A 25,012-nucleotide genomic window follows, 5' to 3' on the forward strand; every position below is an offset into this window, starting at 1 on the left:
TCATGGCTCTTTCTCTTCGACAACAAGCCAAGCGCCGCTCGGAGCGCACTCGTCGCCGCCTGAAGGCTGTCGCCAACGGTCGCCTTCGTCTGTCGGTCAGCCGTTCGGACAAGAACATCTCGGCCCAGATCATCGACGACGCCCAGGGCGTGACCGTCGCGTCTGCCTCGTCGCTGGAAGGCGGCAAGGGCAAGCGTGGTTCGGACACGGCTGCGGCCGCCGCGATCGGCAAGCTGATCGCCGAACGCGCCATCGAGAAGGGCGTCAAGGACGTCGTCTTCGACCGTGGCGAGTACATCTATCATGGACGGGTCAAGGCGCTGGCGGAAGCCGCGCGTGAAGCCGGCCTGAACTTCTAAGGGACGCGACAGATGGCGCATCAACCCCAACGTGGCGGCGGCGGCAACGACCGCAACCGTCGTGACAACCGCAATGGCCCCCAAGCCGATGGTCCGGATTCGGACATCGTCGAGAAGCTGGTCCACATCAACCGCGTCGCCGCCACCGTCAAAGGCGGCCGTCGTTTCTCCTTCGCAGCCCTGATGGTCGTCGGTGACGGCAAGGGTCGCGTCGGCTTCGGTCACGGCAAGGCGCGCGAAGTGCCGGAAGCCATCCGCAAGGCGACTGAAGAAGCCAAGAAGACCATGATCCGCGTTCCGCTTCGCGAGAACCGCACCCTGCACCACGACGGCAACGGCCGTTGGGGCGCCGGCAAGATCATGATGCGCGCTGCCCCTCCCGGGACCGGCGTCATCGCAGGTGGTCCGATGCGCGCCGTGCTCGAAACCCTCGGCGTCCAGGACGTCGTGGGCAAGTCGACCGGTTCTTCGAACCCCTACAACATGATCCGCGCCACGTTCGAAGCGCTGAAGGTCCAGTCCTCGCCCCGTCAAGTCGCGTCCAAGCGCGGCAAGAAGGTCGCGGATCTGATGGGCCGTCGCAACGACGGCGCCTCGACGCCCGAAGCTGTGGAGTCCTAAATCATGGCCGAACAGAAAACTGTCACCGTCAAGCAGACCGGCTCGCCGATCCGCCGCAAGAACGACCAGCGCGCCACCCTGGTGGGCCTGGGTCTGAACCGCCTGGGTCGTGAATCGACCCTGGAAGACACGCCTTCGGTTCGTGGGATGATCGCCAAGGTCGCCCACCTTACCGAGATCGTCGAAAAGTAAGCCGTTTCGCCCTCTCCCGAACCCGGGGGAGGGCGTTTCTGCACTTGCGAATACCCAAAGGGTCGCCTATCAGCGGCCCTTCAATTTTTCCAAGCCGAGTTCGGACGATGTCCGGGCGCTAGCACCCGAAAGGATCAGGCATATGAAACTGAACGAAATCCGCGACAACGAAGGCGCGCACAAGAAGCGCATGCGTGTCGGCCGTGGCCCAGGTTCTGGCAAGGGCAAGACCGCTGGCCGTGGCGTCAAGGGTCAGAAGTCGCGTTCGGGCGTCGCCATCGGCGGCTTCGAAGGCGGCCAGATGCCGCTGTACATGCGTATGCCCAAGCGTGGCTTCAACAACGCCAACGCTCTGAAGCTGGCCGAAGTGAACCTGTGGCGCCTGCAAGACGCCATCGACGCCGGCAAGCTGGACGCCAAGTCGGAACTGAAGGGCGACGCCTTGGTCGCCGCCGGGGTGATCCGTCGCGTCAAGGACGGCGTGCGTCTTCTGGGCACCGGCGAGCTGAAGCAAGCGCTGAACCTGGTCGTCTGGTCGGCGACTTCGGGCGCCATCAAGGCTATCGAGGCCGCTGGCGGTTCGGTCGTGCAAGAGCGCATCGCCGCCGAAGCCAAGGCCGCTGCGCGCGTCGAGAAGCGCAACGCCGCCAAGGGCAAGGCCCCGGCTCCCAAGGCGCCGCGCGGCGACGAGAACAAGATCTCGGCCCGCACCAAGCGCGCCGCCGCCAAAGCCTAAGCAACGCGTCGTCGCGGTCATTTAGGCCGTGGCCTGAATACCCCTGCGACGACGAAAGAACGGAAGCGGCCTCGCAAGAGCGCCGCTTCTCGCCTATCTGACGACTCAATCAGTCGTGGGGACGCATAATGGCTTCGGCCGCAGAACAACTCGCCGCCAATATGAACATGGGCTCGTTCGCGAAAGCGACCGAGCTGCACAAGCGCCTGCTCTTCACGCTGGGCGCACTCCTGGTCTATCGGATCGGGACGTACGTGCCGATCCCGGGCATCAACTCGCAGGCCTTCCTGCAGTTCTTTCAGGACCCGTCGGGTCAGCGCGGCATCCTGGACATGTTCAACATGTTCTCGGGCGGCGCGGTCGAGCGTATGGCCATCTTCGCGCTGAACGTGATGCCGTACATCTCGGCCTCGATCATCGTGCAACTGATGGGCACCGTGTATCCGCCCTGGGAGAAGCTGAAGAAGGAAGGCGGCGAAAGCGGCCGCAAGCAGCTGAACCAGTACACCCGCTATCTCACGGTGTTCCTGGCGCTGGCGCAGTCCTTCGGCATTGCGGCGGGTCTGAACAGCACGGCCGGCCTGGTCGACAATCCCGGCATCTTCTTCATCGCCTCGACGGTCGTTACCCTGACCGGCGGCACCATGTTCCTGATGTGGCTGGGTGAGCAGGTAACGGCGCGCGGCGTCGGCAACGGCATCTCGCTGATCATCTTCGCCGGTATCGTGGCGGTCCTGCCGTCCACCATTGCGCGCCTGCTGGGCCTGGCCCAGCAAGGCCAGATGTCGGCCTTCGCCCTGCTGTTCATCGCCATCCTGGCCGTGGCCACCGTGGTGTTCATCGTCTTCATGGAACGCGCCCAGCGCCGTCTTCTGATCCAGTATCCGAAGCGCCAGGAAGGCAACCGCATGGCCGGGGGCGAGCGTTCGTTCCTGCCGCTGAAGGTCAACACCGCGGGCGTGATCCCGCCGATCTTCGCCTCGTCGCTGCTGATGCTGCCGACGACGGTTGCGACCATGACGGCCAACGCCGACCTGCCCAGCTGGGCGAGCTGGCTGCCGCTGGTGACGGCGCAGCTAACGCACGGCCAGCCACTATTCATGGCGCTGTACGCGGCCCTGATCGTGTTCTTCTGCTTCTTCTACACCTCGATCACCTTCAATCCCGAAGACACGGCCGAGAATCTGCGCAAATACGGCGGCTTCCTGCCGGGCATCCGTCCGGGCAAGCGCACGGCGGAATATCTGGACTACGTCCTGACCCGTCTGACCGTTATCGGCGCCGCCTACATCACGGCCGTCTGCCTGCTGCCCGAGTTCCTGGTCGCCCAGATGGGCAACAGCCTGTATTTTGGCGGAACGTCTATCTTGATCGTCGTCTCGGTCACGATGGACACTGTGGCCCAGATTCAGTCCCAACTGCTGGCGCACCAGTACGAAGGCCTGATCAAGAAGGCCAAGCTGCGTGGTCGTGGCGGTCGTGGCGCGCCCACACCCGTGCGCCGCTAAGTCTTAAGCTGACAGACGCCCAGGGGAGGGCTGAAGCATGAACTTGATCCTGTTCGGACCGCCGGCGGCGGGCAAGGGCACCCAGGCGAAGCGGTTGGTGGAAGAGAAGGGCATGGTCCAGCTCTCCACCGGCGACATGCTTCGCGCGGCGATCGCCTCTGGCTCGGAGCTGGGGCTCAAGGTCAAGGACGTGCTGGCGCGTGGCGACCTGGTCACGGACGAGATCGTCATCGCCCTGATCGAGGACCGCTTGACGGAGGCTGAGGCCGCCGGCGGCGCCATTTTCGACGGCTTCCCCCGCACCGTGGCCCAGGCCGAGGCGCTGGACGAGATGCTGGCCAAGCGCGGCGTCCAGATCGATGCCGTCGTGAGGCTGAAGGTCGATGACACCGCCCTGACCGAACGGATCGCCAAGCGGTTCGCCGAACAGGGCCGCCCCGACGACAATCCCGAATCGTTCAAGGTCCGGCTTGAGGCCTACAACCGCAACACCGCGCCGCTGCTTCCCTATTACGAAGCCCAGGGCAAGCTGACGCAGGCTGACGGCATGGGCACGATCGAGTCCGTGGCCAAGGCCATCGACGAGGCCCTGGCCTGATTTGCGATCTCGGGCGTTGATCGCCTGATGACCGAACACGCCGACCCCAAACCCGAGAAGACCCGCCTGCGTCGCTGGCGCATGACTGGGATCTTCGTCGCGGTCGCCGTCGCCGAGATCGGCCTGTTCCTGCTGCTGGGGCGGGTGAGGGGGCCGGCGCAGACGCCTGTGGTCGAGCCGCCGCCCTTCGAGGTCGTGCTCTACGATCCTCCACCGCCGATCTCGAACGAACCGCCGGCCCCGGAAACGGGCGGCGGCGCGCCCGCAGCCCCCTCGGTCATCCACACGCCTCCGCCTCCGCCCAAGGAACGCCCGCGCGAGGTTCCCGCTCCGCCCGTGAAAGCGCCCGAGCCCGCGCCTGTCGTCGGCATCGCACCCGTGCCGTCGCCCCAGCCCGGTTTCGGCCAGGGCGGGCAGAGGACCGGCAGCGGTTCTGGCGTCGGATTCGGCAATGGCCCCGGCAGCGGTTCGACTGGCCCGCGCCTGGTCACCGGCCCCACCATCGGTCAGATCCGCGCCAACCACCCCCAGGGCGCGCGGAGCCGTTACGGGCGGGTGGAGCTGTCTTGCGTCATCCGACTGGACAGCCGGCTTGACGCTTGTCGTGTGGTCGATGAGTCGCCGCCCGGCCTGGGCTTCGGTGCAGCGGGCCTCCAGGTCTCCGGTTTCTTCCGTTTCCAGCCCCCCACAGAGGACGGCCGACCCGTCGAGGGGCAGCGGGTCACTGTCGGCGTGGACTTCGGCCGTCCGCCGCGTTGACGCGCCTCCAGATGTTGACGCCTCGTGAATCACATGTATAAGGGCGCCTTCCCGCGAAGGGCGCCACGCTCCTGGTCTGTTGACCGGAGCGTTTGTTGCGTCTGACTAACGCGTATCTGGAGAATTTCGTGGCCCGTATTGCTGGCGTCAACATCCCGACCAACAAGCGCGTAGAGATCGCGCTTCAGTATATCCATGGCATCGGCCCTGCCGCCGCCAAGGACATCACCGAGAAGGTGGGCATCGAAGCCGCCCGCCGGGTGAACCAGCTGACGGACGCCGAAGTCCTGTCGATCCGCGAGACGATCGACAAGGATCACACCGTCGAGGGCGACCTGCGCCGCGAGACGTCGATGAACATCAAGCGTCTGATGGACCTGGCCTGCTACCGCGGCCTGCGTCACCGTAAGGGCCTGCCGGTCCGCGGTCAGCGCACCCATACGAACGCCCGCACCCGCAAGGGTCCCGCCAAGCCGATCGCCGGCAAGAAGAAGTAAGACAGACACATGGCCAAGGAACCGGGTCGCGTAAAGAAGCGCGAGCGCAAGAACATCACGTCGGGCGTCGCCCACGTGAATGCTTCGTTCAACAACACCATGATCACGATCACCGATGCCCAGGGCAACGCGATCTCGTGGTCTTCGGCCGGACACATGGGCTTCAAGGGTTCGCGTAAGTCGACCCCTTACGCTGCCCAGATGGCCGCTGAAGACGCCGGCAAGAAGGCTCAGGAACACGGCGTGAAGACGCTGGAAGTGAACGTCTCGGGTCCCGGTTCCGGCCGTGAGTCGGCCCTGCGCGCTCTGCAGTCGGTCGGCCTGACGATCACGACCATCCGCGACGTCACGCCGATGCCGCACAATGGTTGCCGTCCGCCCAAGCGTCGTCGCGTCTAAGCGATAGCGTTCTAAGGCACCCCCCATCTCCGTCCGCTCCATCATGGCCTCGTCGACAAGGCCGGAGCAGGCGAAACCCGTTCGAGGGACAAAATGATCGAAAGAAACTGGCAAGAGCTGATCCGTCCCGAGAAGCCGCAGATCGAGATCGGTTCCGACGCCCAGCGCAAGGCGCGCCTGGTGGCCGAACCTCTCGAGCGTGGCTTCGGCGTGACGCTTGGCAACGCGCTCCGTCGCGTTCTGCTGTCCTCGCTGCAAGGCGCGGCTGTCACGGCCATCCAGATCGACGGCGTCGTTCATGAATTCTCGTCGCTGGAAGGCGTGCGGGAAGACGTGGTCGACATCGTCCTGAACATCAAGCAACTGGCGCTGCGCATGCACGCTGAAGGCCCCAAGCGCATGACCTTGCGCGCCACAGGCCCCGGCGCTGTGACGGCCGGCCAGATCGACGTGCCGGCGGACATCGAGGTTCTGAACCCCGACCACGTCATCTGCACGCTGGACGACGGCGCGTCGGTCCGCATGGAACTGACCGTTCAGAACGGCAAGGGCTATGTCGCCGCCGAACTGAACCGTCCGGAAGATGCGCCGATCGGCCTGATCGCCGTCGACGCCCTGTATTCGCCGGTCAAGAAGGTGGCTTACCGCGTCGAGCCGACCCGTCAGGGCCAGTCGCTGGACTACGACAAGCTGCTGCTGGAAGTCGAAACCAACGGTGCGGTCACGCCGGTTGACGCCGTCGCTTATGCGGCGCGCATCCTGCAGGACCAACTCCAGATCTTCATCACCTTCGAAGAGCCCAAGAAGGCTGTCGAGCAGTCGGACGGCAAGCCCGACCTGCCCTTCAACCCGGCGCTGCTGAAGAAGGTGGACGAACTGGAACTGTCGGTTCGTTCGGCCAACTGCTTGAAGAACGACAACATCGTCTACATCGGCGACCTGATCCAGAAGACCGAGGGCGAAATGCTTCGCACCCCGAACTTCGGCCGCAAGTCGTTGAACGAGATCAAGGAAGTTCTCACGACGATGGGCCTCAGCCTCGGCATGGACGTGCCGAACTGGCCCCCCGAAAACATCGAAGACCTGGCCAAGAAGTTCGACGACCAGATCTAAGTTCAACCCTCCGCCCGTCTCCCTTGGGAGAATGTCGGGGCGGTTAGAAGATTACGGTTCCAGGTCCCTTTGAGGATACCGGTTCCGGAGTAGGAGAGACCCTGATGCGCCACGGCGCCGCCCATCGTAAACTCGGTCGCACGAGCAGCCACCGCACCGCCATGTTCGCGAACATGGCCGCCTCGCTGATCAAGCACGAGCAGATCACCACGACCCTGCCCAAGGCGAAGGAACTGCGTCCCTTCGTCGAGAAGCTGGTCACCCTCGCCAAGAAGGGCGACCTGCACGCTCGTCGTCAGGCCATCAGCCAGGTTCGCGACGTGCCGCAAGTCGGCAAGCTGTTCGAAACGCTCGGCCCGCGCTACAGCGAGCGTAACGGCGGCTATATCCGCATCATGAAGGCGGGCTTCCGTCACGGCGACAACGCCCCGATGGCCGTCATCGAGTTCGTCGATCGCGACGTCGAAGCCAAGGGCAAGGACTCCGGTCCGGTCCTGGCCTTCGAAGGCGGCGACGAAGACTAGAATTTGGTCGCATGACCAAACGCCGGAAGGGCGGTCGGAGCAATCCGACCGCCCTTTTGCGTTGCGCGGACACGGGGCATGAGGGGTGAATGAGCGTTTCGATCGTTGATTATCGTCCCGACCACGCCGCCGTCTGGGCGCAGCTGAATACGGCCTGGCTGGCCGAGGGCGGGTTCGCCGTCGAGGCCAAGGATCGGGTCGCCATCGACGATCCGCAGGGGATGTTCCTGGACAAGGGCGGGCGCATCTTCATCGCCGAGCGGGACGGAGAGGCCGTGGGATGCTGCGCCCTGGTCCCGACCGACGACGGGGTCGAGGTCTGCAAGATGACGGTCACGCCGGCCGCGCGCGGCCTGGGACTGGCCCGGCGCCTGCTGGAGGCCTGTGAGGCGGCGGCGCGGGTGGCCGGTGCGGGTCGGCTCTATCTGGAGACCAACAGCGCGCTGACGCCGGCCATCGCCCTCTATGAAAGCTTCGGCTTCGTCCATCTGCCGGCACGGCCGACGCCCTATGCCCGCGCCGATGTCTTCATGGAGAAGCGGCTCTAGCCGTCAAGGATGGCGGCGACCGCCATGACCCATATGAGCAGAATGCACAGGCCATAGGCGATCTGGTCCTGGCGTGAGGGGCGGGGCGATCTTGGCGGCGGGTTTGGGAGCGGCATCGCCAAGCTTGAACCCGATTTCCCAAGGCGCAGAAATCGATTAAGCGGGTCGATGTCTGTGAGGGGAGATCACATGTCGGGCCGGGCGCCGCCGCCGCTGAATGCATTGCGAACCTTCGAGGTCTTTGGCCGGCACAGGAGCATGACCCGTGCGGCGGCCGAGCTGTGCGTGACCCACGGCGCGGTCAGCCGCCAGATCGCGGCCCTGCAGGCCTCGCTGGGCGTGACCCTGGTGACGGGGCCGCGTCATGCGCTGACCCTGACCGAGGCGGGGGCGCAACTGGCCGAGCGGCTGACGCCGGCCTTTGGCGCGATCACCGATGCCGTCGACGGCGTGCGCCAGGGTGCGGCGCGCGAGATCGAGATTTCTTGCCTGGGCACGTTCGCGCTGAAATGGCTGATCCCACGCCTGCCGGGGTTTCTGGAGGCCCATCCGGACGTGCGGGTCAGGCTGTCGGAATCCTATGCCACGGTCGATTATCGGCGTGATCGGTTCGACGGCGCCATCCGCATCGTCGAGCCGGATCAGGGTCATGCCCGCACCGAATCCACGCGCTTTCTGGCGCAGTATCAGGGGCCGGTCGGGACGCCGACCTTGATGGCGGGGTTGCCGACGCTGGAGGCCGTGGCGCATGCGCCGCGCCTGCGCTCGGCCACCTTCCGTCGGGCCTGGCCGGCGTGGTCCGAACTGGTGGGCGTGGCCTTGCCTTCCGCGACGATGGAGCGGGAGTTCGCCCACAACCATTCGCTGGTCGAGGCGGCCATCTCGGGCCTTGGCGTGGCTATCGCGCCGTGGGCCTTCGTGGCGCCGGACGTCATCGCGGGGCGGCTGGCGGCGCCGTTCGGCTTCGTGGAGCGGCCGTCGTGGTTCGCTTTCCTGCGGCCGGAGGGACGCAGGGATGCGGCGGTCGACGCCTTCCGCGACTGGCTGGTCGCGGAAGGCGAGCGCAGTCCGCCGCCGCCTATTCCTTCGACAGATCCTGGCGATTGAACCAGGCGACTGCGGCGGCGAAGGGCACGACGATCCACAGGGCCAGGCCGATGACGCCCTTGGCGACGGCGTGATCGGGCAGTTCGGTCGCCGCCATGCCGCCCTGGATGACGGCTTTAAGCAGGTCCGTGGCCAAGCCGGGCGACAGCAAGGGCAGCAGCCAGCCGTCCGTCGTCACGCCCATGGGCATCAGAAGCTGCGGCAGGAAGAACTGGGCCACGCCGATCACCAGCGGCGCGAACAGGGCCGCCAGCAGCGAGCGGGTCACCACCGCGCCGAGCAGGCCCAGCATGGTAAACTGAAGGATCCGAGCCCAGGAGGTCAGAGTCAGCAGGCCGAAATCAGTCGCCGCTGCGCCGGTCATCGAGAAGGTGATGGGCCGGCCGAACACCGCCGCCTGGATCAGGCTGGCGATCACGTCCGAGATCAGGGCGGCGAAGGTCGCCAGCAAGATCACCAGCGCCACGACCGCCACCTTGCCGATCAGCAGGTTCGGGCGGGTGTTGCGCGCGCTGATCAACCGCCAGGTCTCCCAGCGATAGTCGCCGGCGTAGATGGTCGCCGCGCCGATCAGGACGAACATCAGGATGGCGGGGTTGGCGAAATCGCCGGCGCTCTTGACCAGAGTCAGGCCCAGGTCCAGCGGGCCTCCTTTCATCAGTTCAGGTGGCAGCTTGCCGGCCAGCTTGGCCTCGTTGGCCTTGGCGACCACGAAGCCCAGGGTGGCGAGGAGGACGCCCATGATCGGGATGAACAGCACGCTCCAGAACAGGGCGGTACGGTTCTTGGACAGGCGGTAGGTTTCGGATCGGATCGCGTCAGCCAGCACGGTTTTGCTCCTGCACGCCGGTCCAGCCGGTTTCGCTCATGAAGACGTCTTCCAGGTCGGCGCCGATCCAGCGGGCTTCTTCGATATCGACGCCGCCTTCGACCAGGGCCTTGATGGCGGCGGCGGCCTCGGCGCGGGGCACGGCGGCCACCACGGCGTCGCCGTCCAGCGTGGCGCGCTCGCCCAGCAACGACAGGGCCTTGGCCAGGGGGGTGACGGACAGGCGCAGACGCTCGCCCGAGGCGGTCAGGTCGGAGACCCGGCCCTCGGTGATCACCTTGCCCTTGTTGAAGATGGCGACGCGGTCGCAGACGCGCTGGACCTCCTGCAACTGGTGGCTGGCCAGGATGACGGTGACACCGTCGTGGTCGGCCAGGCTGCGGATCAGGGCGCGCATCTCCTGGATGCCGGGCGGATCCATGCCGCTGGTCGGCTCATCCAGGATGACGAGGTCCGGCTTGGTCATCAGGGCGGCGGCGACGCCGAGGCGTTGCAGCATGCCGACCGAAAAGCCCTTCACGCGCCGGTTCGAATCCTCGGTCAGGCCGACGCGTTGCAGCCAGTTGTCGATCTCGGCCGACGTCACGCCGCCGTGCGCGCGGGCCAGCCATTCCAGCACCTGGCGGGCGGTCATGAAGGGCGGAAAACGCGGCGTCTCGATCATCGAGCCCATACGGCGCATCGAGGTCGGATCGCCGATCCGTCCGCCCATCACCGTCGCCTCGCCCTCGGTCGGGCGAATCAGGCCCAGCAGGGTGCGAAACAGGGTGGACTTGCCCGCGCCATTGGGGCCCAGAACGCCATAGACCCCGCCACGCGGGATCGACAGGGTCAGGCCTTCCAGGGCCCTCACCGTCCCATAGGTCTTGGTCAGGCCGCGAATGTCGATGACGGTTTCCATGACGCAAGCTTGGCGCGAGAACGATGTTCCCACAAGCCGTCGCAAGCCTGTCGTCCATTAAGTTTAGGCAATGGTTCGATGTCGTCTGTGAGTAAGCTTATGTCCCGTCTTCCCGCCTCCTGCCTGGCCTTGGTCGCCGCCGTTGTGGTTGCGTCGTGCGCGAGCGCGCCAGTCTCGGTCCAACCCGTCTCGCAATCCCCGGTCGTTTCCGCCTCGTCGTCGCAGTCGGCACGCCCCGATCTGGTGATTCTGGTCTCGATCGACGGGTTCTCGCCGGATTATCTGGGCAAGGGTCAGACGCCGGTAATGGACGCGCTGGTTGCGGGCGGCGCATTCGGGCCGATGCGGCCGTCGTTCCCCAGCGTGACCTTCCCCAACCACTATACGCTGGTGACGGGCCTGCACCCCGACCATCACGGCGTGGTCGGCAACCGCTTCACCGACGCGCAGCTGGGCGTCTTCACCATGGCCAGCAAGGAGACCGGATTCTGGGATCAGGGCGAGCCGATCTGGGTCACGGCCGAAAAGGCGAACATCCGTACCGGCACGATGTTCTGGCCGGGATCGGAGGTCGAGATTCACGGCGTGCGGCCCAGCCAGTGGACGCCTTTCGATCAGGGAATGCCGGGCGATGCGCGGGTGGATCGGGTGCTGTCGTGGCTGGACCTGCCGATGGATCAGCGGCCGAAGCTGGAGACCCTGTATTTCGACATCGTGGACACCGCCGGCCACCGCAACGGCCCCGATGCGGCCGAGACGCGCGCCGCCGTGGCCTCGGTCGATGCCTCCATGGGACAGCTGGTCGAGGGGCTGAAGGCGAGGGGGCTTTATGATCGGACGATGCTGGTCGTGGTGTCCGATCACGGCATGGCCGCGACCTCGCCGGACCGGGTGGTCTGGATCGACGACATCATCGACCCGGCGGCGCTGAAGATCGGCTATGGCGGAGCGGTCCTGACCGCCGACCCGGCCCCGGGGCGCGAGGCCGAGGTGCAGCAGAAGCTGGTCGGTCGTCATGCCCATATGGAATGCTGGAACAAGGCCGATGTGCCGGCACGTCTGGTCTATGGCTCTAACCCGCGGGTGGCCCAGATCGTCTGCCTGGTCGAGACCGGCTGGTTGACGGCGACGCGCGACCGGCCGGTGACCCGCGCGGGCGGCGCCCACGGCTATGACAATCAGGCGCCGGAGATGGCGGCGGTCTTTATCGCCCACGGGCCGGGCGTCGTGGCGGGGCGGCGACTAACCGATCTGGACAGCGTGGACGTTCAGCCCTTCCTGGCGCGGATGCTGGGCCTCGATGCGCCTGCTGGCGACGGCCGAGCCGCCGACACCCTGCCCGTCACCACGCCCTGATCGGGTGATTGGCGAGGCGGCCAATTAGGCGCACAAAGGTCGCCAAGCGGGGGAGGCGGGAATGCGCAAGGGTCTGTGGGTGGCGACGGTTTCGGTCGCCTGTCTGATGGCGCCGATCGCCGTCGCCGACGCCACGGCGACGGCGGCGACCCTGGCCCTGATCGCCAATCCCCAGGTCTGCGGCCGCGTGGATGCGGTCGGCGATGTTCAGCCGACGGCGGACATGGTCATGGTCCCCGGCTTCGGCGACGAGGGTTTCGCCGTCGATACGAAGAACCCTCAGGCCCAGGCCTGGTTCGACCATGGCGTGCGGCTGCGCTGGGCGTTCGAACATTCGGAATCGGTGCGGGCCTTCCGCAAGGCGAGGCAGTTGGATCCGTCGTGCGGCATGTGCGCCTGGGGCGAGGCCTGGGCCATCGGGCCGAATCTGAACGGCGGCGGGAACGACCCTGATTCCATCGCCACGGGCCTGAGGGCTGCGCGCGAGGCGCGGGGGCTGGCGCGCGACGCCACGCCGATGCAGCGCCAGATGATCGACGCCCTGATCCAGCGCTACTCCGGCAAGGAAAACACGCGCGCCCTGCGCTTCGCTCGCGCCATGGACCGGATCGCCAAACGCCATCCCGACGATGTGTCGGTGGGGTCCATCACCGCCGACGCCTGGATGCTGCAGCCCGAGGGCGAATGGTGGGACGATAACGGCAAGGCGACCGATCCGGCAGTGACGCGCGCGATGGCGATCCTGGAGCACAGCCTGACGGTCAAGCCGAACGATCCGGCGTCCATCCACCTGTATATCCACCTGACGGAATGGTCTGACGATCCGCATCGGGCGCTGGCCTATGGCGAGCGGCTGGCGCTGCTGGCGCCGGGGGCCAGCCACCTGGTCCATATGCCGTCGCACACCTTCTATCGGGTGGGGCGGTACAAGGACGCGATGATGTCCAACGTCAATGCGGTGGCGCTGGACAAGACCTACGACCGGCTGGCCAGCCCGCCCGGCGGTATTCGCGGCATGAGACTGCACGCCCACAACATCCATTTCGGCATGGGCGGCGCCCTGATGGCGGGCGGCGCCGAGCGGGGGCTGGAGCTGGCCAACTGGTATCTAGCGACCTACCCGCAGCTGTCGGCCGCGCCGGAGCCCGGCGAGGACGCCTATGTGACCTATCGCCAGGTGATGGCGGCGGACGCCTATGCGCTCTACGGCCGGTTCGGATCGGCAGCTCAGGTCGCGGCCCTGCCTGAACCGGATGTCGGTCGGCCGCTGATGCGGGTCGGCTGGCGCTATGCGCGCGGCGAGGCGGCGGCGCGGCGCGGCGATGCGGAAGCCGTTCGGGTCGAGGCCCAGGCCATCGCGGCGCTGCTGACCGACAAGGTCTTCAAGGGCGCGATGGCGGATCGTCAGGTCGGATTCGCCGAACTGTTCCAGAAAGTGCTGGAAGGCCGCGCGGCCATGATCGATCAGGATTATCCGACCGCCATCGCCGCCTATGGCCGGGCGGTGGCGATCCAGGCCATGGCGCCTGAGGGCGGCGACCCGCCGATGATCTGGTATCCGACGCGCCGCAGTCTGGCCGCCGCGATGCTGGCGTCCGGCGATGCGGCGGGGGCCAAGGCCAAGATCGCCGAACTACTAAAGGACTGGCCCAGCGATCCCTACAGCTACTACGTCCTTTATCGCGCTGAGCAGGCGCTGGGCGACGAGGCGGCGGCGAACGACGCCCTGCGGCACGCCGGCGTCGAATGGATCGGCGGGCGGATGAGTCTGGGTGAGGCCTGACGACCTTTTCCTTCTCCCAGCGGGAGAAGGTGGCCCGAAGAGCAGGATGAGGGTCGGCCGGTGGGCCAGTTCGCACAGCGTAACCCCTCACCCTTTCGCCTTGCGGATCGCCGAAGGCTCTCCGAGGCTCAAGCCCTCTCCCGCTGGGAGAGGGTAGGCTAGCGCTTCGCCGCTTCGATCAGTTTGGCGATCTCGGCGGGGTCGATGCCGGGGCTGGCCTGGCCGTTGATGAAGAAGGTGGGCGTGCCGCGCAGGCGCAGGGCGGCGGCCGTGGTGTGGATGTCGGCGATGTGGCGGGTGGTGTCGGGCGCGGCGATGGCGGCCTTGGCGCGGGCCATGTCAACGCCGTTGGCGGCGAGGATGGCGTCGATGGACTCGATCGACAAGGCGCGCTCGGTCATCAGTGCGTCATAGACCTCCAGATACTTGCCCTGCTGATGCGCGGCTAAAGCGGCGCGGGCGGCGTATTGCGAGGTGATGTCGTCGCCGCGGTCCAGGATGGGCCAGTCCTTGAAGACAAAGCGGACCTCGGGGTGGGCGGCCATCAGGGCGCGATAGTCGTGGGCCACGGCCTTACAGCCGGGGCAGCGGAAGTCGAAGAATTCGATCACCGTGACCTTGGCGTTCGCGGGACCGAAGGCGGGGTCGCGGGCATCGGGCGCCAAGAGGCCGGCGTTGGCGGTGGCGGCCTGGTTTGTCTCTTCCACGCTGGCCTCGGCTTCCTTCGCCTGTAGCGCCAGCTGCGTCTCCTGCAGCACCTCGGGGTGCTCCAGCAGATAGGATCGAACGTCGGACTCACCGGCGTTGAAATAGGGCGCGACCGAGAAGCCCAGAGCGATGACCGACAGGCCCAGGGCCAGATAGCCGGCGCGTGCGCCGCTCAACCACGCAGGCTTGGCGGTCTTGGTTTCGGGCGCAGGCGTGGGGGCGTCGTCGGTCATAGAGGCTCGCAGTCGGGGAAGACGTCAGTTCAGGGTGGCCGGTCGGCGCGCGGCGTCGCGTCGGTCGAGGTCCAGTATGTCGTCGGGCGTGGCGCCCGAGGCCAGGACGATGTCCACCGCCCGGCGCCATTCGATGGAGCCGGGGTCCAGCATGGAGCGGGCGCGCAGGGCGAACTGGGTCGCCTCTTTTTCACTGCCGGCGGCGAAATAGTATTCGGCCGAGGCCAGGCGCGCCTCGCCCTCCTTGCCTTGCGAGGCATAGGCCTGGGCCAGCAGGCGCCAGGCCAGGGTGTTTTCCTTTTCGGCGACGACGGCGTGTTTCAGCTGATCGACGGCCTCGTCCAGATTGGCCTTGTCGTTGGTCTCGATCAGGGCGTGGGCCAGGTTGACGCGCAACAGGGGCGCGTCGGGCTTCAGGCGAACGGCCTCGCGGTGGGCGGCGACGGCGTCGGCGGGGCGGCCCTCCTCGAACAGGATCTGGCCCTTCAGTTCCTGAAAATAGGGGTTGTTCACGTCGCCGGCGATCAGGTCGCCCACCGCCGTCAGCGCCTTTTCCGTCTGGCCGTCGCGATACCAGGCGATGGCGCGCGCGTAGCGGCCGGGCAAGGCGGTGTTGGTCGACGGATAGTCTCGCAGGGTCGCGTTCGGCGGATCCATGAAGGCGTGGATCTTGGCCAGGATCAGGGCGTGCTGGGCCAGGCGTTCGGGGCTGTCGCGATGATCGTAGTGCGGCTGTTCCTGCACATAGCGGCGCAGGGTCTCGATCCGGTTCGACGACAGGGGGTGGCTGCGGAAATAGGGATAGCGGCGGGCGTCCGAGAAGACCTCCTGCGAGCGGAAGTTCTCGAAGAACGACACGAGGCCCGCGCCCGATTCGCCGGCGCCTTCCAGCGCCCGCGCGCCTGACAGGTCGGCCTCCCCCTCCTGGCTCTGCATATATTGCAAGGCGCCCAAGGCGCCGAAATACTGGCTGGAACCCAGCAGGGCCACGCCCGCGTCCGGCGCCCCCGCTATGATGGCCAGGGCGCCCAGTGCCATGGTCATGAACATCGGCTGTTTGCCGGCGTTCTGGGCTCCATCGCGCAGCGTGTGGCGGTTCTTGATGTGGCCCGCCTCGTGCGCCATCACGCCCAGCAGTTCGCCGGGCGTCTTGGTGCGCAGGATCAGGCCGGTGTTGACGCCCATGATCCGCCCGCGCGTAGCGAAGGCGTTCAGGTCGTTGTCATTGACCAGCAAGACCTGGATGTCGGTGGGGTTCAGCCCCATCGAGACGAAGACCGGGTCGGCCCATTCGCGCACGATGCCCTCGACCTCGGTGTCGCGGATCAGGCTCTGAGCCGAGGCCTGGCCGGCGACGACGAGAGCCATCAGGCCCGCCGTCGCCGCCGCCAGAACACGAGATGCAGATCGGGGAAGCCACCTCATGGCTCTACTCCAATAGCGACCGGCCCCCGCCTGCATCCTGACAGTCTAATCGTGACCGATCAGCGGCGCCACCACCCGCGCTTGGGCTTTTCAGGCGGTGCGACGATCTGGTTCGGATCTTCGGCGATGATCGCTTCGACATCGACTTCGGGCGTCGGCGCCACGAACGGCTCGGCCAGGACGGCCGGCTGTGGTTCGGCCACAACGGGGGGAGCGACCGGCGCGGCAGGCTGCTCGACCGGGGCGACGGCGACCGGCTCGGCGACCAGGGCCTCGTGCGGGGTCACGTCCAGTTCGACCGGTGCGCCTTCGACCGTGGCCTCGTTCGGTTCGATGGCCGTGTCGGGATGCGGTTCGGCCGCGATCTCGACATTGGCGCTGGCCGACTTGCGACGCACGCGACGACGCTGAGGCTCCGGCGCGATGGCCGGCGTATCAGCCTCGACCGCTTCGGTCGGCTCGACCATGACGGCCATCGGCGTCTCGGGCGAGCCATCGGGCGGCATGCCTTCGTTGGTGGCGCGGTTCTCGACCTTGATATCGTGGCCGACGGGCGCGTCGCCACGACCCCGGCCGCGACGACGGCGACGGCGCGAACGGCTGCCTTCCTCGCCGGAGCCTTCGCCGGCGACAGCGTCCAGGCCTTCGACCTCGGCTTGAGCCTCTGCCGGACGCTCGGCGCGTTCGTTACGCGGTTCAGGGCGGCCCGGGTTCAGCGGGTCGAACCATACATAGGGGTCGTCCAGCGACGGGGTGCGACCGCGGACCCAGGTATAGACGTCGCGCTCGCCATCCTCGCGGACGCGGCGACCGCCACGGCGGCCACGGCGACGGCGACGGCCGTTCTCGTCTTCTTCGTCATCGGAGGCGTCGTCGATGTTCAGCGTATCGACGGCTTCAGCCGTTTCGGTGACATCGGCGGTTTCCTCGTCGCGGCGACCGCCGCGACGGCGGCGATTGCGGCCCCGACCCCGATCGCGATCACGACCGCCGGACTCGGCGCGTTCAGAACGTTCGCGCGGCTCGTCGTCGTCGCTGTCCTCGCGGTCCAGCCCCTCGACATCGTCGTCATCGTCGTCGCCGACGATTTCCTCGTCGTCGTCCTCATCCTCGTCTTCGTAAAGCGAGGCGTCGAAATCGCCGTCGTCGAGATTGGGCATCTCGATCTCGGGCGCGACGAAGTCCTCGTTGGTCTCGGTGCGCTCGATATTGTGCTCGCCCTGGCCCAGGCTGTCTTCGATCTGGACGATGACGTTCAGGCCACGACGTTCCAGCAACGCCTGCAGATAAGCGCGCTTGTGGTTCAGGATGTACAGGCCGACGGCGGTGCAGACCTTCAGCACCACGACGCCCGCGCCGTTCTTTCCGGCCTCGATGTCGACCGCGCGCAGGGTCATCAGGGCGGCGGATTCGGCGGAGCGGATGCGGCCGGTGCCCTGGCAGTGAGGACAGGCCTCGGTCGCGCCCTCGATCACGCCCAGGCGGCGACGCTGGCGGCTGATTTCCATCAGGCCGAAGGGCGAGATGCGGCCCATCTGGATGCGGGCGCGGTCGGAGGACAGGGCTTCCTTCAACACACGCTCGACCGCGCGGTTGTTCTTGCTCTCATCCATGTCGATGAAGTCGATGACGACCAGGCCGGCGAGGTCGCGCAGGCGCAGCTGGCGGGCGGCTTCTTCGGCCGCTTCCATATTGGTCTTGAACGCCGTCTGCTCGACGTTGCGTTCCTTGGTGGCGCGACCCGAGTTGACGTCGATGGCCACCAGGGCCTCGGTCTGGTTGATGACCAGATAGCCGCCGGACTTCAGCGGCACCACCGGCTGGTGGATCTGCGTCAGCAGCTCCTCGATGCCGTTGGCCGCGAACAGGGGCCGCGAGCCGCGATACAGGTGAACCTTCTTGGCCTGGGCCGGCATCAGCACGCGCATGAAGTCGCGCGCTTCCTTGAAGCCCTCGACGCCCTCGACCTGGATGCCGTCGAAATCCTTGTCGAACATGTCGCGCACGGCGCGGCGGACCAGATTCTCTTCCTCGTAGATCACCGAGGGGGCGTGAGACGAGAGCGTGGTCTCGCGGATCGTTTCCCAAAGGCGCATCAGATACTGATAGTCGCGCTTGATCTCGGCCTTGGTGCGCTTTGCGCCGGCCGTGCGGATGATCAGGCCCATGCCCTTGGGCACTTCCAGGGCCGAGACGGCGCTTTTCAGGCGGCGACGGTCGGAGGTGTTGGTGATCTTGCGCGAAATGCCGCCGCCCTTGCCGGTGTTGGGCATCAGGACGCAGTAGCGGCCGGCCAGCGACAGCCAGGTGGTCAGGGCCGCGCCCTTGGCGCCGCGCTCGTCCTTGACGACCTGAACCAGCAGGATCTGGCGGCGCTTGATGACGTCCTGGATCTTGTAGCGACGCATCAGGCGACGCTTCAGGCGTTCCTCGTCGGCCAGGGCGCCTTCGGGATCGACGTCGTCGCCGGCGGACTCACGGTCCAGATCGTCCTCGTCCTCGTCGTCGTGCGCTTCGGCCATGATGGCTTCGCGGTCGGCGACAGGGATCTGGTAATAGTCCGGGTGGATTTCGTTGAAGGCCAGGAAGCCGTGGCGATTGCCGCCGTATTCGATGAACGCAGCCTGGAGGCTGGGCTCTACGCGGGTGACCTTGGCGAGGTAGATGTTGCCGCGAAGCTGGCGCTTCGCACGGGATTCGAAATCGAATTCCTCAATTTGCCGTCCGTCCACGATGGCGACCCGGGTCTCCTCGGGATGCGCCGCATCGATCAGCATTGTCTTTGACATGGATAGTCTCTCTCTGGCGCGCGCAGGCCGACCGTCCCGGAACACCGGACAGGGTCATGGCGGCTCGCCGAATGAAGGTGAGGGCCGGCGCGCGCGACATCCCCTCGCCGAGAACGGCGAAGCGGGCTTGATCAAGCCGTTGGGGAACGCAGGCGGAAAGGCCCATTGAAGTCGTCGGTCCTGAACCGGGCGCGCCAATCCCTTGGGAAGGCCGCGTCCCTGGTCCGCTCTTCGAACCATCGGCGATGCCGGGGCGGTTCTAGGATTGGTGAAAGTCAACGCCGCGAGGAGGGCGCGCCAAGATTCGCAGAGGCGAAATCGGCGCGATCGGTTCGCGAGCGGTCACAGCATAGTCACGCAACTGGAGAATTAAAAGGCGTTCGCCTTAACCCCCTGAATACGAGCGTCTGGCATCATGGCGCTCTAGTAGGCTTAAAGTGGGTTTGGCGTCGCAAATGAGCGGTCGCGTTTTGACAGGTTTGATGCGCTGGGGCGCGAAGGAATGGGCGATGACCGCCCTTGCCTTCGTGGTCATCTGCATGGTCGGCCTGTTCGCCACACGCGGTTTCGCCTGGGGCGCCCAGGGCGACGTGCTGGCCGTGCGTTTCGGCGCAGACGGCGACCGGACCCGCGTCGTCATCGATCTGGACAAGTCGGCGCAAGGCCGTGTCATCGACGCGGGCGGCGAGGGCCGCGTGGTCCTGGCCCTGAATGGCGTCGCGCCGGGACGGGGGCTGAGCGGCGGCGGATCGGGCCTGGTGCGGTCCTATGAAGTCACATGGTCCGGCGGGTCGTCGCGGGTTCAGCTGGAACTGGCGCGAGGCAGCGAGATCGAACGACGCTTCCTGCTGCCGCCCGGCGACGGCGTAAGCCACTATCGTTATGTCGTGGATTTGAAGGCGACCGGCGCGGCCGTACGCGCGTCCAACACGCCTGCGCCGCGACCCAGCGCGCCGCCGCGCCGGGCCGAACGGCCGTTGATCGTCATCGACGCCGGCCACGGCGGCAACGATCCCGGCGCCAGCGGCGCCAGCGCCAAGGAAAAGCAGGTCACTCTGGCCGCCGCCCTGGCGCTGAAGGCCGAACTGGAGCGCAACGGTCGTTATCGCGTGCGCCTTACCCGGTCCGATGATCGCTACGTTGACCTGTATCGCCGGGTGTCGATTGCACGTCAGTCGGACGCCGACCTGTTCATCTCTTTGCACGCCGACGCCGGGGCCGATCCCGCGCTGCGCGGGGCCAGCGTGTATACGCTATCGGAACAGGGCGCCGGCCGTGCCGTGCGCGAGTTCACGCGCGGCGACAACTGGCACCGCGAACTGCACCTGCCGGGCCGCGACCCGTCGGTGGATCGCATCCTGCTGGATATGACCCAGCGCGCGACCCAGAACCGCTCGGCCCAATTCGCCCGCGTTCTGCTGACCCATCTGGAGGCCTCGGACCAGCCGCTGCTGCGCCGCAGCCACCGCGATGCCGGTCTGGCCGTGCTGCTGGCGCCGGACGTGCCGGCCGTGCTGCTGGAGATGGGCTTCATCACCAATCCCGAGGACGAGCGGCTGCTGACCGACGAGCGCGCGCGCCGTCGCTTGATGAAGTCGGTTGCCGACGGCATCGACCGCTATTTCCGCGAGCCTTCGGCCCCGATGATGACCGCCTCGAACAGCCAGGCCGCCGGTCAGCCCTGAACCGGCGCAACCAAGCCGGTCGTCGCCGGTTTCGGGATCATGAAGAAAGCAATCGTGACGGGCGGCGCGGGTCTGATCGGCTCGGGCATCTGCAAGGCGTTGAGCGCATGCGGGTGGGAGGTGGCGTCCTTCGACCTGAAGGCCGGCATGAGCACCGACACCCGCCAGATTCTGTGTGACATCGGCGACGAGGCCTCGGTCGCCAAAGCCTATGAGGAACTCGGCTGGTCGGAACTGGACCTGCTAGTGAACAACGGCGGCGTCGCTGATCCCGTCAACGGGCCGCTGGCCGAACTGTCGCTGGAAGCCTGGCGCAAGACGGTCGACAGCCATCTGACGGGCGCCTTCCTGATGACCCGCACCGCCATTCCGCTGCTGGCGAAGGGCGGGAGCATCATCAACATGGCCTCGACCCGCGCCTTCATGTCGGAACCTGAGACCGAAGCCTATGCCGCGTCCAAGGGCGCCATCGTCGCCCTGACCCACGCCCTGGCCATCAGCCTGGGGCCGAAGACGCGGGTGAATGCGATCGCGCCGGGCTGGATTTCCGGCGACGACGACCTGCGACCCGTCGATCATGACCAGCATCCCGTCGGCCGGGTGGGCCGCGTCGAGGACATCGCCCAGGCCGTGCTCTATCTGGCCGACGCGGGCTTCGTCACGGGTCAGGTGTTGACGGTGGACGGCGGCATGACCCGCAAGATGATCTACGCCGAATAGGCGAGGTCAGGCCAGGCCGGCCTTCTTGAGCGTCTTCCAGGCCTTGATGACACGTTGCAGCTTGGCCTCCGCGCCCCGGTCGCCGTTGTTGGTGTCGGGGTGAAAGCGTTTCAGCAGGTCGTGGTACTGGGCCTTGATCTTGGCCTTGTCTGCGCCGGGATCCAGATCCAGGTCGGCCAGAGCGGTGCGTTCCAGCTTGCCGATGCGGCGATCCTCGGTCGGAGACTGGGGCGCCTGGTCGCCCTTGCGCCCGAACAGGCCGAAGCTGTCGCGCCATGAGCCTGCGCCGGTGGTGTTGGACGTGCCCATCTTGGCGGCGAAGGCGGCGGCCTCGCGCGTGAACTTGCCGGCTTGCATTTCCCAGGTCGGGCGGCCGCCGGTCATGGCCTCGTTCTCCTGAAGGTTGCGAATCTGGCCTTCGCTCATCCCGGCGTAGAAGTTCCAGCCCTTGTTGTACTCGCCGGCGTGGGGTTGGCAGAATTCATAGAAGTCGTTCAGCCGCTCGCGCGACTTGGGCGCCTTGGCGGCGGCGGCCTTGCGGCAGTCGGGCCACTGACACGGCTTTTCGCCCGGCTTGAGGTGAAGGACGTCGGCTTTCGCCGCCTCTTCATCGGGCTTGGGCGGCTTGACCCGAATGTCGGTGAAGCGCGGCTTGTATTGAAAGGAGGCGGACATCAGCCGAAGTGTAGGGCCGAATTGGACCGCATCAAGGAATCGATCATGTCTGAAGGCCCGGTCGCGACGATTATTCGTGCAAAACTGATGGATGGGCTCTCGCCGCAACGGCTTGAGGTCGAAGATGACAGCTGGCGACACGCTGGCCACCACCATGAAGGCGGGATGGATGCCAAACCTGGTGGGGAAAGCCACTTCAATCTGGTGATCGTTTCGGCCGCTTTCCAGGGGCAATCGCGCCTGGCCCGCCAGCGCGCGGTGAACGCCTTGCTGAAAGACGAGATGGCCGGACCCGTACACGCCCTGTCGATCAAGGCGCTGACGCCGGAGGAGGCGGGAAGCCCCGCATGACCAAAAAAACAGCGTTCACATCGTCTTAGAACCTTCGTCTTAACGTCACGCGACCAAACAGAACGTGGGGATCTGGGCTTATGGTGGAATCAGACGGCGTCGCGAAGGCGCTTCCGGGCGATCAACGCGCCGGGGATGCAGCCCAGGCGCTGACCGCCATTCTGCAGACGCAGTACCTGCGCTACATGATCATCGCGTCCTGGGCACTTGGTCTGCTGGGCACGGTGGGCTTGTGGCAGGCCGTGCTGTGGTTCGGGCTGACGGTCGCTGCGGGCTCCGTGCGCGGCATGGTCGAAAAGCGGCTGAGCCACCAGGTCGAGACGGGATGGGGCATGATCTTCCCCATCGTCGCCACGGTGACGACCGGCGCCTGGGCCATCGCGCCCCTGCTGGCCTGGTTCTCGCCTTCCGATTTCGGGCGGCCGCTGGCCCTGGCCCTGATCATCTCCGGCTATGTGCTGGTGTTCGCCCAGCTGCGCAGTTCGCCGCGCCAGGCCCTGATCATTTCGTCGCCCTATGGCGCTGCGGCGGCGGTCATTCTTTTCAGCCTGTGGGGCTCGAACGAATTCTGGTCGATGCTGGCCGTCCTGCCGTTCACGGCGGCGGGCCTGTTCGTCCTGGTGACCATGACCTTGCTGCGTGAAGAACGCATCCGCGCCTTCCAGTCGCATCAGGCCCATCTGATCGAGGAACTGGAGGCCGCGCGCGACAAGGCGAACGCCGCCAATGACGCCAAGTCGAACTTCCTGGGCGTCATCTCTCACGAGCTTCGCACGCCGATGAACGGGGTGCTGGGCGCCGCTCAGTTGCTCAGCGCCACGCGTCTGGAGGCGACGCAGCGAGAGTATCTGTCGATCATCCGCAACTCGGGCGACAATCTGCTCTCGCTGCTGAACGACATCCTCGACATGACCAAGATCGAGGCGGGCAAGATGAATTTCGAGGTCGTCGATATCGCCGTCGATGGTCTGCACAAGCGGATCACCGGACCGTTCGAAGCCCAAGCCGAATCCAAGGGGCTGGAGTTCGTCTCGACCCTGGAAGGCGAGATCCCGACGGTGGTGCGCGGCGATCCGCTGCGGGTCTGCCAGGTGGTTCAGAACCTGCTGTCGAACGCGGTCAAGTTCACCGAGGCTGGCCAGATCCATTACATCGTGCGCGGTCACCGCGTGTCGGACCAGCGCGTGCGGTTCGAGTTCATCGTCAAGGATAGCGGCACCGGCATCGCGGCGGCGGATCTGGAGCGCCTGTTCCTGCCCTTCACCCAGGTCGATACCTCCTCGACGCGCCGTTTCGGCGGCACGGGCCTGGGTTTGACCATCGCCCGTCGCATGGCCAACATCATGGGCGGCGATATCACCGTCAGCTCCAGACTGGCCGAGGGCTCGTGCTTCACCCTGGAGATCGAGGCCGAGGTGGTGGAGTGGGCCAAGCCGGTCGCGGCCGATGAAATCTTCGCCGAGATCGAAGGCGGCGAATCGCTGCGGGTGCTGGTGGTCGAGGACCATCCGGTGAACCGCATGATCCTGGAAGCCTGGATGAGTTCCGCCAGCCACGTCACCTCGACGGCCGAAAACGGTCAGGTGGCCGTGGATATCGCGAAGGACCAGCCGTTCGACCTGATCATCATGGACGTGAACATGCCGGTCATGGACGGCCTGACCGCGACCCGACTTATTCGCGACGGCGGGGGCCAGAATGCGGGCACGCCCATCGTCGTCCTGTCGGCATCGGCCCGGACCGAAGATCACGAGGCCGGCCTGGACGCCGGCGCCGACGCCTATCTGAACAAGCCCATCGACTTCAGCGCACTGGCCGCCTTGATGGGACGGGTCGGGGGCGGACGCGAGGCGGTCGGAGAGATGGCGCTGCCGCCGTCCGAGACCTCCGTCGCCGCTTGATTGAGGCCGAGACGTGTTCTCAAGGTGAATGTAGGCCGCTGACGGCGGTTCAGACGCGCCTCAGCCGCCGCGCTCCATAACTGCGATCAAGTCGAAGCCCTTCGACGCAGTTGGAGACACGATCATGAAGAAGATCCTCACCGCCACGATGGCCGCCCTGATGGCCACGACCGCCCTGGGCGCGGCCGGCGCCGCCTCGGCCCAGTCGCGCGGCGATCACCGATATGAGCAGCGCGAAGACCGTCGCGATCATCGCCAGGATCGTCGTGACGACCGCCGCGAGTTCCGTCAGGACCAGCGCCGGGATCGCCAGGAATATCGCCAGCAACAACGCGCCTATGATCGCTGGCAGCGGGCCGAGCGTCGCTACAACGCCCCCCGTTATGCGCCTCCGCGCGGCTATGCGGTGCGCACCTGGAGCTATGGTCAGCGGATGCCGTCCTACTACCGGACCAACGCCTATGTGGTGAACGACTACAACCGCTATGGCCTGCGCGCCCCGCCGCGTGGCTATCAATATGTCCGCAGCGGCAATGACGTGGTTCTGGCCGCCGTCGCCGGGGGTCTGATCACCGCCGTGATCGCCGGCCTGTTCAACTGATCGACTGAGATCGAAGACGCGCCCCGGAGGGAAACCTCCGGGGCGTTTTTCGTTCTGGACTGGCGGCGACGCTTCGAGCGCCCGAGATGAATGA

Annotated in this window: 26 protein-coding genes; 20 read left to right on the top strand and 6 right to left on the bottom strand. The window is 66.5% G+C overall.

Going from position 1 to position 25,012, the window contains the following annotated elements:
* Positions 1-2 precede the first annotated feature (2 nt).
* The 13 genes from rplR (at position 3) to AC3ISA_RS12930 (ending at position 8,961) form a co-directional block, all read left to right on the top strand.
* The gene (gene rplR / locus AC3ISA_RS12870; RefSeq protein WP_135195333.1) at positions 3-359 is read left to right on the top strand and encodes a 50S ribosomal protein L18; all 357 of its coding nucleotides are present in this window, start codon (positions 3-5) and stop codon (positions 357-359) included.
* A 12-nt stretch (positions 360-371) separates the two neighbouring features.
* On the top strand, positions 372-980 hold the full coding sequence (rpsE, locus tag AC3ISA_RS12875; protein ID WP_135195334.1) for a 30S ribosomal protein S5: 609 nt from the start codon (positions 372-374) through the stop codon (positions 978-980).
* A 3-nt stretch (positions 981-983) separates the two neighbouring features.
* A complete protein-coding gene (gene rpmD / locus AC3ISA_RS12880; RefSeq protein ID WP_183194946.1) occupies positions 984-1,172 on the top strand; it encodes a 50S ribosomal protein L30 in 189 nt (62 codons plus the stop codon).
* Positions 1,173-1,314: 142 nt separating this feature from the next.
* Complete coding sequence (gene rplO, locus AC3ISA_RS12885) at positions 1,315-1,908, top strand: 50S ribosomal protein L15 (protein WP_489178170.1); 594 nt, start codon at positions 1,315-1,317, stop codon at positions 1,906-1,908.
* A 128-nt stretch (positions 1,909-2,036) separates the two neighbouring features.
* A complete protein-coding gene (gene secY / locus AC3ISA_RS12890; protein ID WP_489178171.1) occupies positions 2,037-3,416 on the top strand; it encodes a preprotein translocase subunit SecY in 1,380 nt (459 codons plus the stop codon).
* Positions 3,417-3,453: 37 nt separating this feature from the next.
* Complete coding sequence (locus AC3ISA_RS12895) at positions 3,454-4,014, top strand: adenylate kinase (protein WP_489178172.1); 561 nt, start codon at positions 3,454-3,456, stop codon at positions 4,012-4,014.
* Between the two features lie 27 nt (positions 4,015-4,041).
* Positions 4,042-4,773, top strand: coding sequence for an energy transducer TonB (locus tag AC3ISA_RS12900; protein WP_489178173.1), 732 nt, complete (start codon positions 4,042-4,044; stop codon positions 4,771-4,773).
* A gap of 128 nt (positions 4,774-4,901) precedes the next feature.
* The gene (gene rpsM, locus AC3ISA_RS12905; RefSeq protein WP_159844768.1) at positions 4,902-5,270 is read left to right on the top strand and encodes a 30S ribosomal protein S13; all 369 of its coding nucleotides are present in this window, start codon (positions 4,902-4,904) and stop codon (positions 5,268-5,270) included.
* A 9-nt stretch (positions 5,271-5,279) separates the two neighbouring features.
* Positions 5,280-5,669, top strand: coding sequence for a 30S ribosomal protein S11 (gene rpsK / locus AC3ISA_RS12910; protein ID WP_013268944.1), 390 nt, complete (start codon positions 5,280-5,282; stop codon positions 5,667-5,669).
* A 93-nt stretch (positions 5,670-5,762) separates the two neighbouring features.
* Positions 5,763-6,782: a DNA-directed RNA polymerase subunit alpha gene (locus AC3ISA_RS12915; protein ID WP_463433084.1), complete on the top strand. Its 1,020-nt coding sequence runs from the start codon at positions 5,763-5,765 to the stop codon at positions 6,780-6,782.
* A gap of 104 nt (positions 6,783-6,886) precedes the next feature.
* Positions 6,887-7,306, top strand: a complete 420-nt coding sequence (gene rplQ, locus AC3ISA_RS12920; RefSeq protein WP_055753399.1) for a 50S ribosomal protein L17 — start codon at positions 6,887-6,889, stop codon at positions 7,304-7,306.
* 89 nt (positions 7,307-7,395) lie between these two features.
* Positions 7,396-7,854, top strand: a complete 459-nt coding sequence (locus AC3ISA_RS12925) for a GNAT family N-acetyltransferase (protein WP_489178174.1) — start codon at positions 7,396-7,398, stop codon at positions 7,852-7,854.
* Between the two features lie 189 nt (positions 7,855-8,043).
* A complete protein-coding gene (locus AC3ISA_RS12930) occupies positions 8,044-8,961 on the top strand; it encodes a LysR substrate-binding domain-containing protein (RefSeq protein ID WP_489178175.1) in 918 nt (305 codons plus the stop codon).
* Here the strand turns inward: AC3ISA_RS12930 and AC3ISA_RS12935 are convergent.
* Together AC3ISA_RS12935 and AC3ISA_RS12940 are read right to left on the bottom strand one after the other, a co-directional pair.
* Positions 8,933-9,790: an ABC-2 transporter permease gene (locus AC3ISA_RS12935; protein ID WP_489178176.1), complete on the bottom strand. Its 858-nt coding sequence runs from the start codon at positions 9,788-9,790 to the stop codon at positions 8,933-8,935. The genes AC3ISA_RS12930 and AC3ISA_RS12935 overlap by 29 nt on opposite strands.
* Positions 9,780-10,691, bottom strand: coding sequence for an ABC transporter ATP-binding protein (locus tag AC3ISA_RS12940; RefSeq protein ID WP_489178177.1), 912 nt, complete (start codon positions 10,689-10,691; stop codon positions 9,780-9,782). Before AC3ISA_RS12940 ends, AC3ISA_RS12935 begins: the two co-directional genes overlap by 11 nt.
* Positions 10,692-10,790: 99 nt before the next feature.
* On the opposite strand from AC3ISA_RS12940, the gene AC3ISA_RS12945 reads away from it, so the two are divergent.
* Together AC3ISA_RS12945 and AC3ISA_RS12950 are read left to right on the top strand one after the other, a co-directional pair.
* Complete coding sequence (locus AC3ISA_RS12945) at positions 10,791-12,047, top strand: alkaline phosphatase family protein (protein WP_489178178.1); 1,257 nt, start codon at positions 10,791-10,793, stop codon at positions 12,045-12,047.
* 61 nt (positions 12,048-12,108) lie between these two features.
* Entirely contained in the window at positions 12,109-13,830 is a 1,722-nt protein-coding gene (locus AC3ISA_RS12950; protein ID WP_489178179.1) for a hypothetical protein, read from the top strand.
* 158 nt (positions 13,831-13,988) lie between these two features.
* Here AC3ISA_RS12950 and AC3ISA_RS12955 read toward each other — a convergent pair whose 3' ends face one another.
* Genes AC3ISA_RS12955 through AC3ISA_RS12965 form a run of 3 tightly spaced genes read right to left on the bottom strand, consistent with a single transcriptional unit; the run spans position 13,989 to position 18,985 of the window.
* Positions 13,989-14,771, bottom strand: coding sequence for a DsbA family protein (locus AC3ISA_RS12955; protein ID WP_489178180.1), 783 nt, complete (start codon positions 14,769-14,771; stop codon positions 13,989-13,991).
* A gap of 24 nt (positions 14,772-14,795) precedes the next feature.
* Complete coding sequence (locus tag AC3ISA_RS12960) at positions 14,796-16,196, bottom strand: M48 family metalloprotease (protein WP_489178181.1); 1,401 nt, start codon at positions 16,194-16,196, stop codon at positions 14,796-14,798.
* 59 nt (positions 16,197-16,255) lie between these two features.
* Positions 16,256-18,985, bottom strand: a complete 2,730-nt coding sequence (locus AC3ISA_RS12965) for an Rne/Rng family ribonuclease (protein WP_489178182.1) — start codon at positions 18,983-18,985, stop codon at positions 16,256-16,258.
* A gap of 509 nt (positions 18,986-19,494) precedes the next feature.
* Between AC3ISA_RS12965 and AC3ISA_RS12970 the strand changes: the two genes are divergently transcribed.
* Together AC3ISA_RS12970 and AC3ISA_RS12975 are read left to right on the top strand one after the other, a co-directional pair.
* The gene (locus tag AC3ISA_RS12970; protein WP_489178183.1) at positions 19,495-20,670 is read left to right on the top strand and encodes an N-acetylmuramoyl-L-alanine amidase family protein; all 1,176 of its coding nucleotides are present in this window, start codon (positions 19,495-19,497) and stop codon (positions 20,668-20,670) included.
* 39 nt (positions 20,671-20,709) lie between these two features.
* A complete protein-coding gene (locus AC3ISA_RS12975; RefSeq protein ID WP_489178184.1) occupies positions 20,710-21,390 on the top strand; it encodes an SDR family oxidoreductase in 681 nt (226 codons plus the stop codon).
* A gap of 6 nt (positions 21,391-21,396) precedes the next feature.
* On the opposite strand, the gene AC3ISA_RS12980 is transcribed toward AC3ISA_RS12975, so the two are convergent.
* On the bottom strand, positions 21,397-22,065 hold the full coding sequence (locus AC3ISA_RS12980) for a J domain-containing protein (RefSeq protein ID WP_372694790.1): 669 nt from the start codon (positions 22,063-22,065) through the stop codon (positions 21,397-21,399).
* A gap of 45 nt (positions 22,066-22,110) precedes the next feature.
* Here AC3ISA_RS12980 and AC3ISA_RS12985 point away from each other — a divergent pair, with 45 nt between their 5' ends.
* From AC3ISA_RS12985 to AC3ISA_RS12995, 3 genes are all read left to right on the top strand, one after another.
* Positions 22,111-22,416, top strand: coding sequence for a BolA family protein (locus AC3ISA_RS12985; protein WP_489180109.1), 306 nt, complete (start codon positions 22,111-22,113; stop codon positions 22,414-22,416).
* An 80-nt stretch (positions 22,417-22,496) separates the two neighbouring features.
* Positions 22,497-24,317: a response regulator gene (locus AC3ISA_RS12990; RefSeq protein WP_489178185.1), complete on the top strand. Its 1,821-nt coding sequence runs from the start codon at positions 22,497-22,499 to the stop codon at positions 24,315-24,317.
* A gap of 124 nt (positions 24,318-24,441) precedes the next feature.
* Positions 24,442-24,918: an RcnB family protein gene (locus AC3ISA_RS12995; RefSeq protein ID WP_489178186.1), complete on the top strand. Its 477-nt coding sequence runs from the start codon at positions 24,442-24,444 to the stop codon at positions 24,916-24,918.
* Positions 24,919-25,012 lie beyond the last annotated feature (94 nt).

Source organism: Brevundimonas sp. KH_058 (assembly GCF_057838505.1).

Bases quoted from the DNA above. Each gene is read 5' to 3' on its own strand.
- rplR (WP_135195333.1), top strand. From the start codon at position 3: ATGGCTCTTTCTCTTCGACAACAAGCCAAGCGCCGCTCGGAGCGCACT.
- rpsE (WP_135195334.1), top strand. From the start codon at position 372: ATGGCGCATCAACCCCAACGTGGCGGCGGCGGCAACGACCGCAACCGT.
- rpmD (WP_183194946.1), top strand. From the start codon at position 984: ATGGCCGAACAGAAAACTGTCACCGTCAAGCAGACCGGCTCGCCGATC.
- rplO (WP_489178170.1), top strand. From the start codon at position 1,315: ATGAAACTGAACGAAATCCGCGACAACGAAGGCGCGCACAAGAAGCGC.
- secY (WP_489178171.1), top strand. From the start codon at position 2,037: ATGGCTTCGGCCGCAGAACAACTCGCCGCCAATATGAACATGGGCTCG.
- AC3ISA_RS12895 (WP_489178172.1), top strand. From the start codon at position 3,454: ATGAACTTGATCCTGTTCGGACCGCCGGCGGCGGGCAAGGGCACCCAG.
- AC3ISA_RS12900 (WP_489178173.1), top strand. From the start codon at position 4,042: ATGACCGAACACGCCGACCCCAAACCCGAGAAGACCCGCCTGCGTCGC.
- rpsK (WP_013268944.1), top strand. From the start codon at position 5,280: ATGGCCAAGGAACCGGGTCGCGTAAAGAAGCGCGAGCGCAAGAACATC.
- AC3ISA_RS12915 (WP_463433084.1), top strand. From the start codon at position 5,763: ATGATCGAAAGAAACTGGCAAGAGCTGATCCGTCCCGAGAAGCCGCAG.
- rplQ (WP_055753399.1), top strand. From the start codon at position 6,887: ATGCGCCACGGCGCCGCCCATCGTAAACTCGGTCGCACGAGCAGCCAC.
- AC3ISA_RS12925 (WP_489178174.1), top strand. From the start codon at position 7,396: ATGAGCGTTTCGATCGTTGATTATCGTCCCGACCACGCCGCCGTCTGG.
- AC3ISA_RS12930 (WP_489178175.1), top strand. From the start codon at position 8,044: ATGTCGGGCCGGGCGCCGCCGCCGCTGAATGCATTGCGAACCTTCGAG.
- AC3ISA_RS12940 (WP_489178177.1), bottom strand. From the start codon at position 10,691: ATGGAAACCGTCATCGACATTCGCGGCCTGACCAAGACCTATGGGACG.
- AC3ISA_RS12945 (WP_489178178.1), top strand. From the start codon at position 10,791: ATGTCCCGTCTTCCCGCCTCCTGCCTGGCCTTGGTCGCCGCCGTTGTG.
- AC3ISA_RS12950 (WP_489178179.1), top strand. From the start codon at position 12,109: ATGCGCAAGGGTCTGTGGGTGGCGACGGTTTCGGTCGCCTGTCTGATG.
- AC3ISA_RS12955 (WP_489178180.1), bottom strand. From the start codon at position 14,771: ATGACCGACGACGCCCCCACGCCTGCGCCCGAAACCAAGACCGCCAAG.
- AC3ISA_RS12960 (WP_489178181.1), bottom strand. From the start codon at position 16,196: ATGAGGTGGCTTCCCCGATCTGCATCTCGTGTTCTGGCGGCGGCGACG.
- AC3ISA_RS12965 (WP_489178182.1), bottom strand. From the start codon at position 18,985: ATGTCAAAGACAATGCTGATCGATGCGGCGCATCCCGAGGAGACCCGG.
- AC3ISA_RS12970 (WP_489178183.1), top strand. From the start codon at position 19,495: ATGACCGCCCTTGCCTTCGTGGTCATCTGCATGGTCGGCCTGTTCGCC.
- AC3ISA_RS12975 (WP_489178184.1), top strand. From the start codon at position 20,710: ATGAAGAAAGCAATCGTGACGGGCGGCGCGGGTCTGATCGGCTCGGGC.
- AC3ISA_RS12980 (WP_372694790.1), bottom strand. From the start codon at position 22,065: ATGTCCGCCTCCTTTCAATACAAGCCGCGCTTCACCGACATTCGGGTC.
- AC3ISA_RS12985 (WP_489180109.1), top strand. From the start codon at position 22,111: ATGTCTGAAGGCCCGGTCGCGACGATTATTCGTGCAAAACTGATGGAT.
- AC3ISA_RS12990 (WP_489178185.1), top strand. From the start codon at position 22,497: ATGGTGGAATCAGACGGCGTCGCGAAGGCGCTTCCGGGCGATCAACGC.
- AC3ISA_RS12995 (WP_489178186.1), top strand. From the start codon at position 24,442: ATGAAGAAGATCCTCACCGCCACGATGGCCGCCCTGATGGCCACGACC.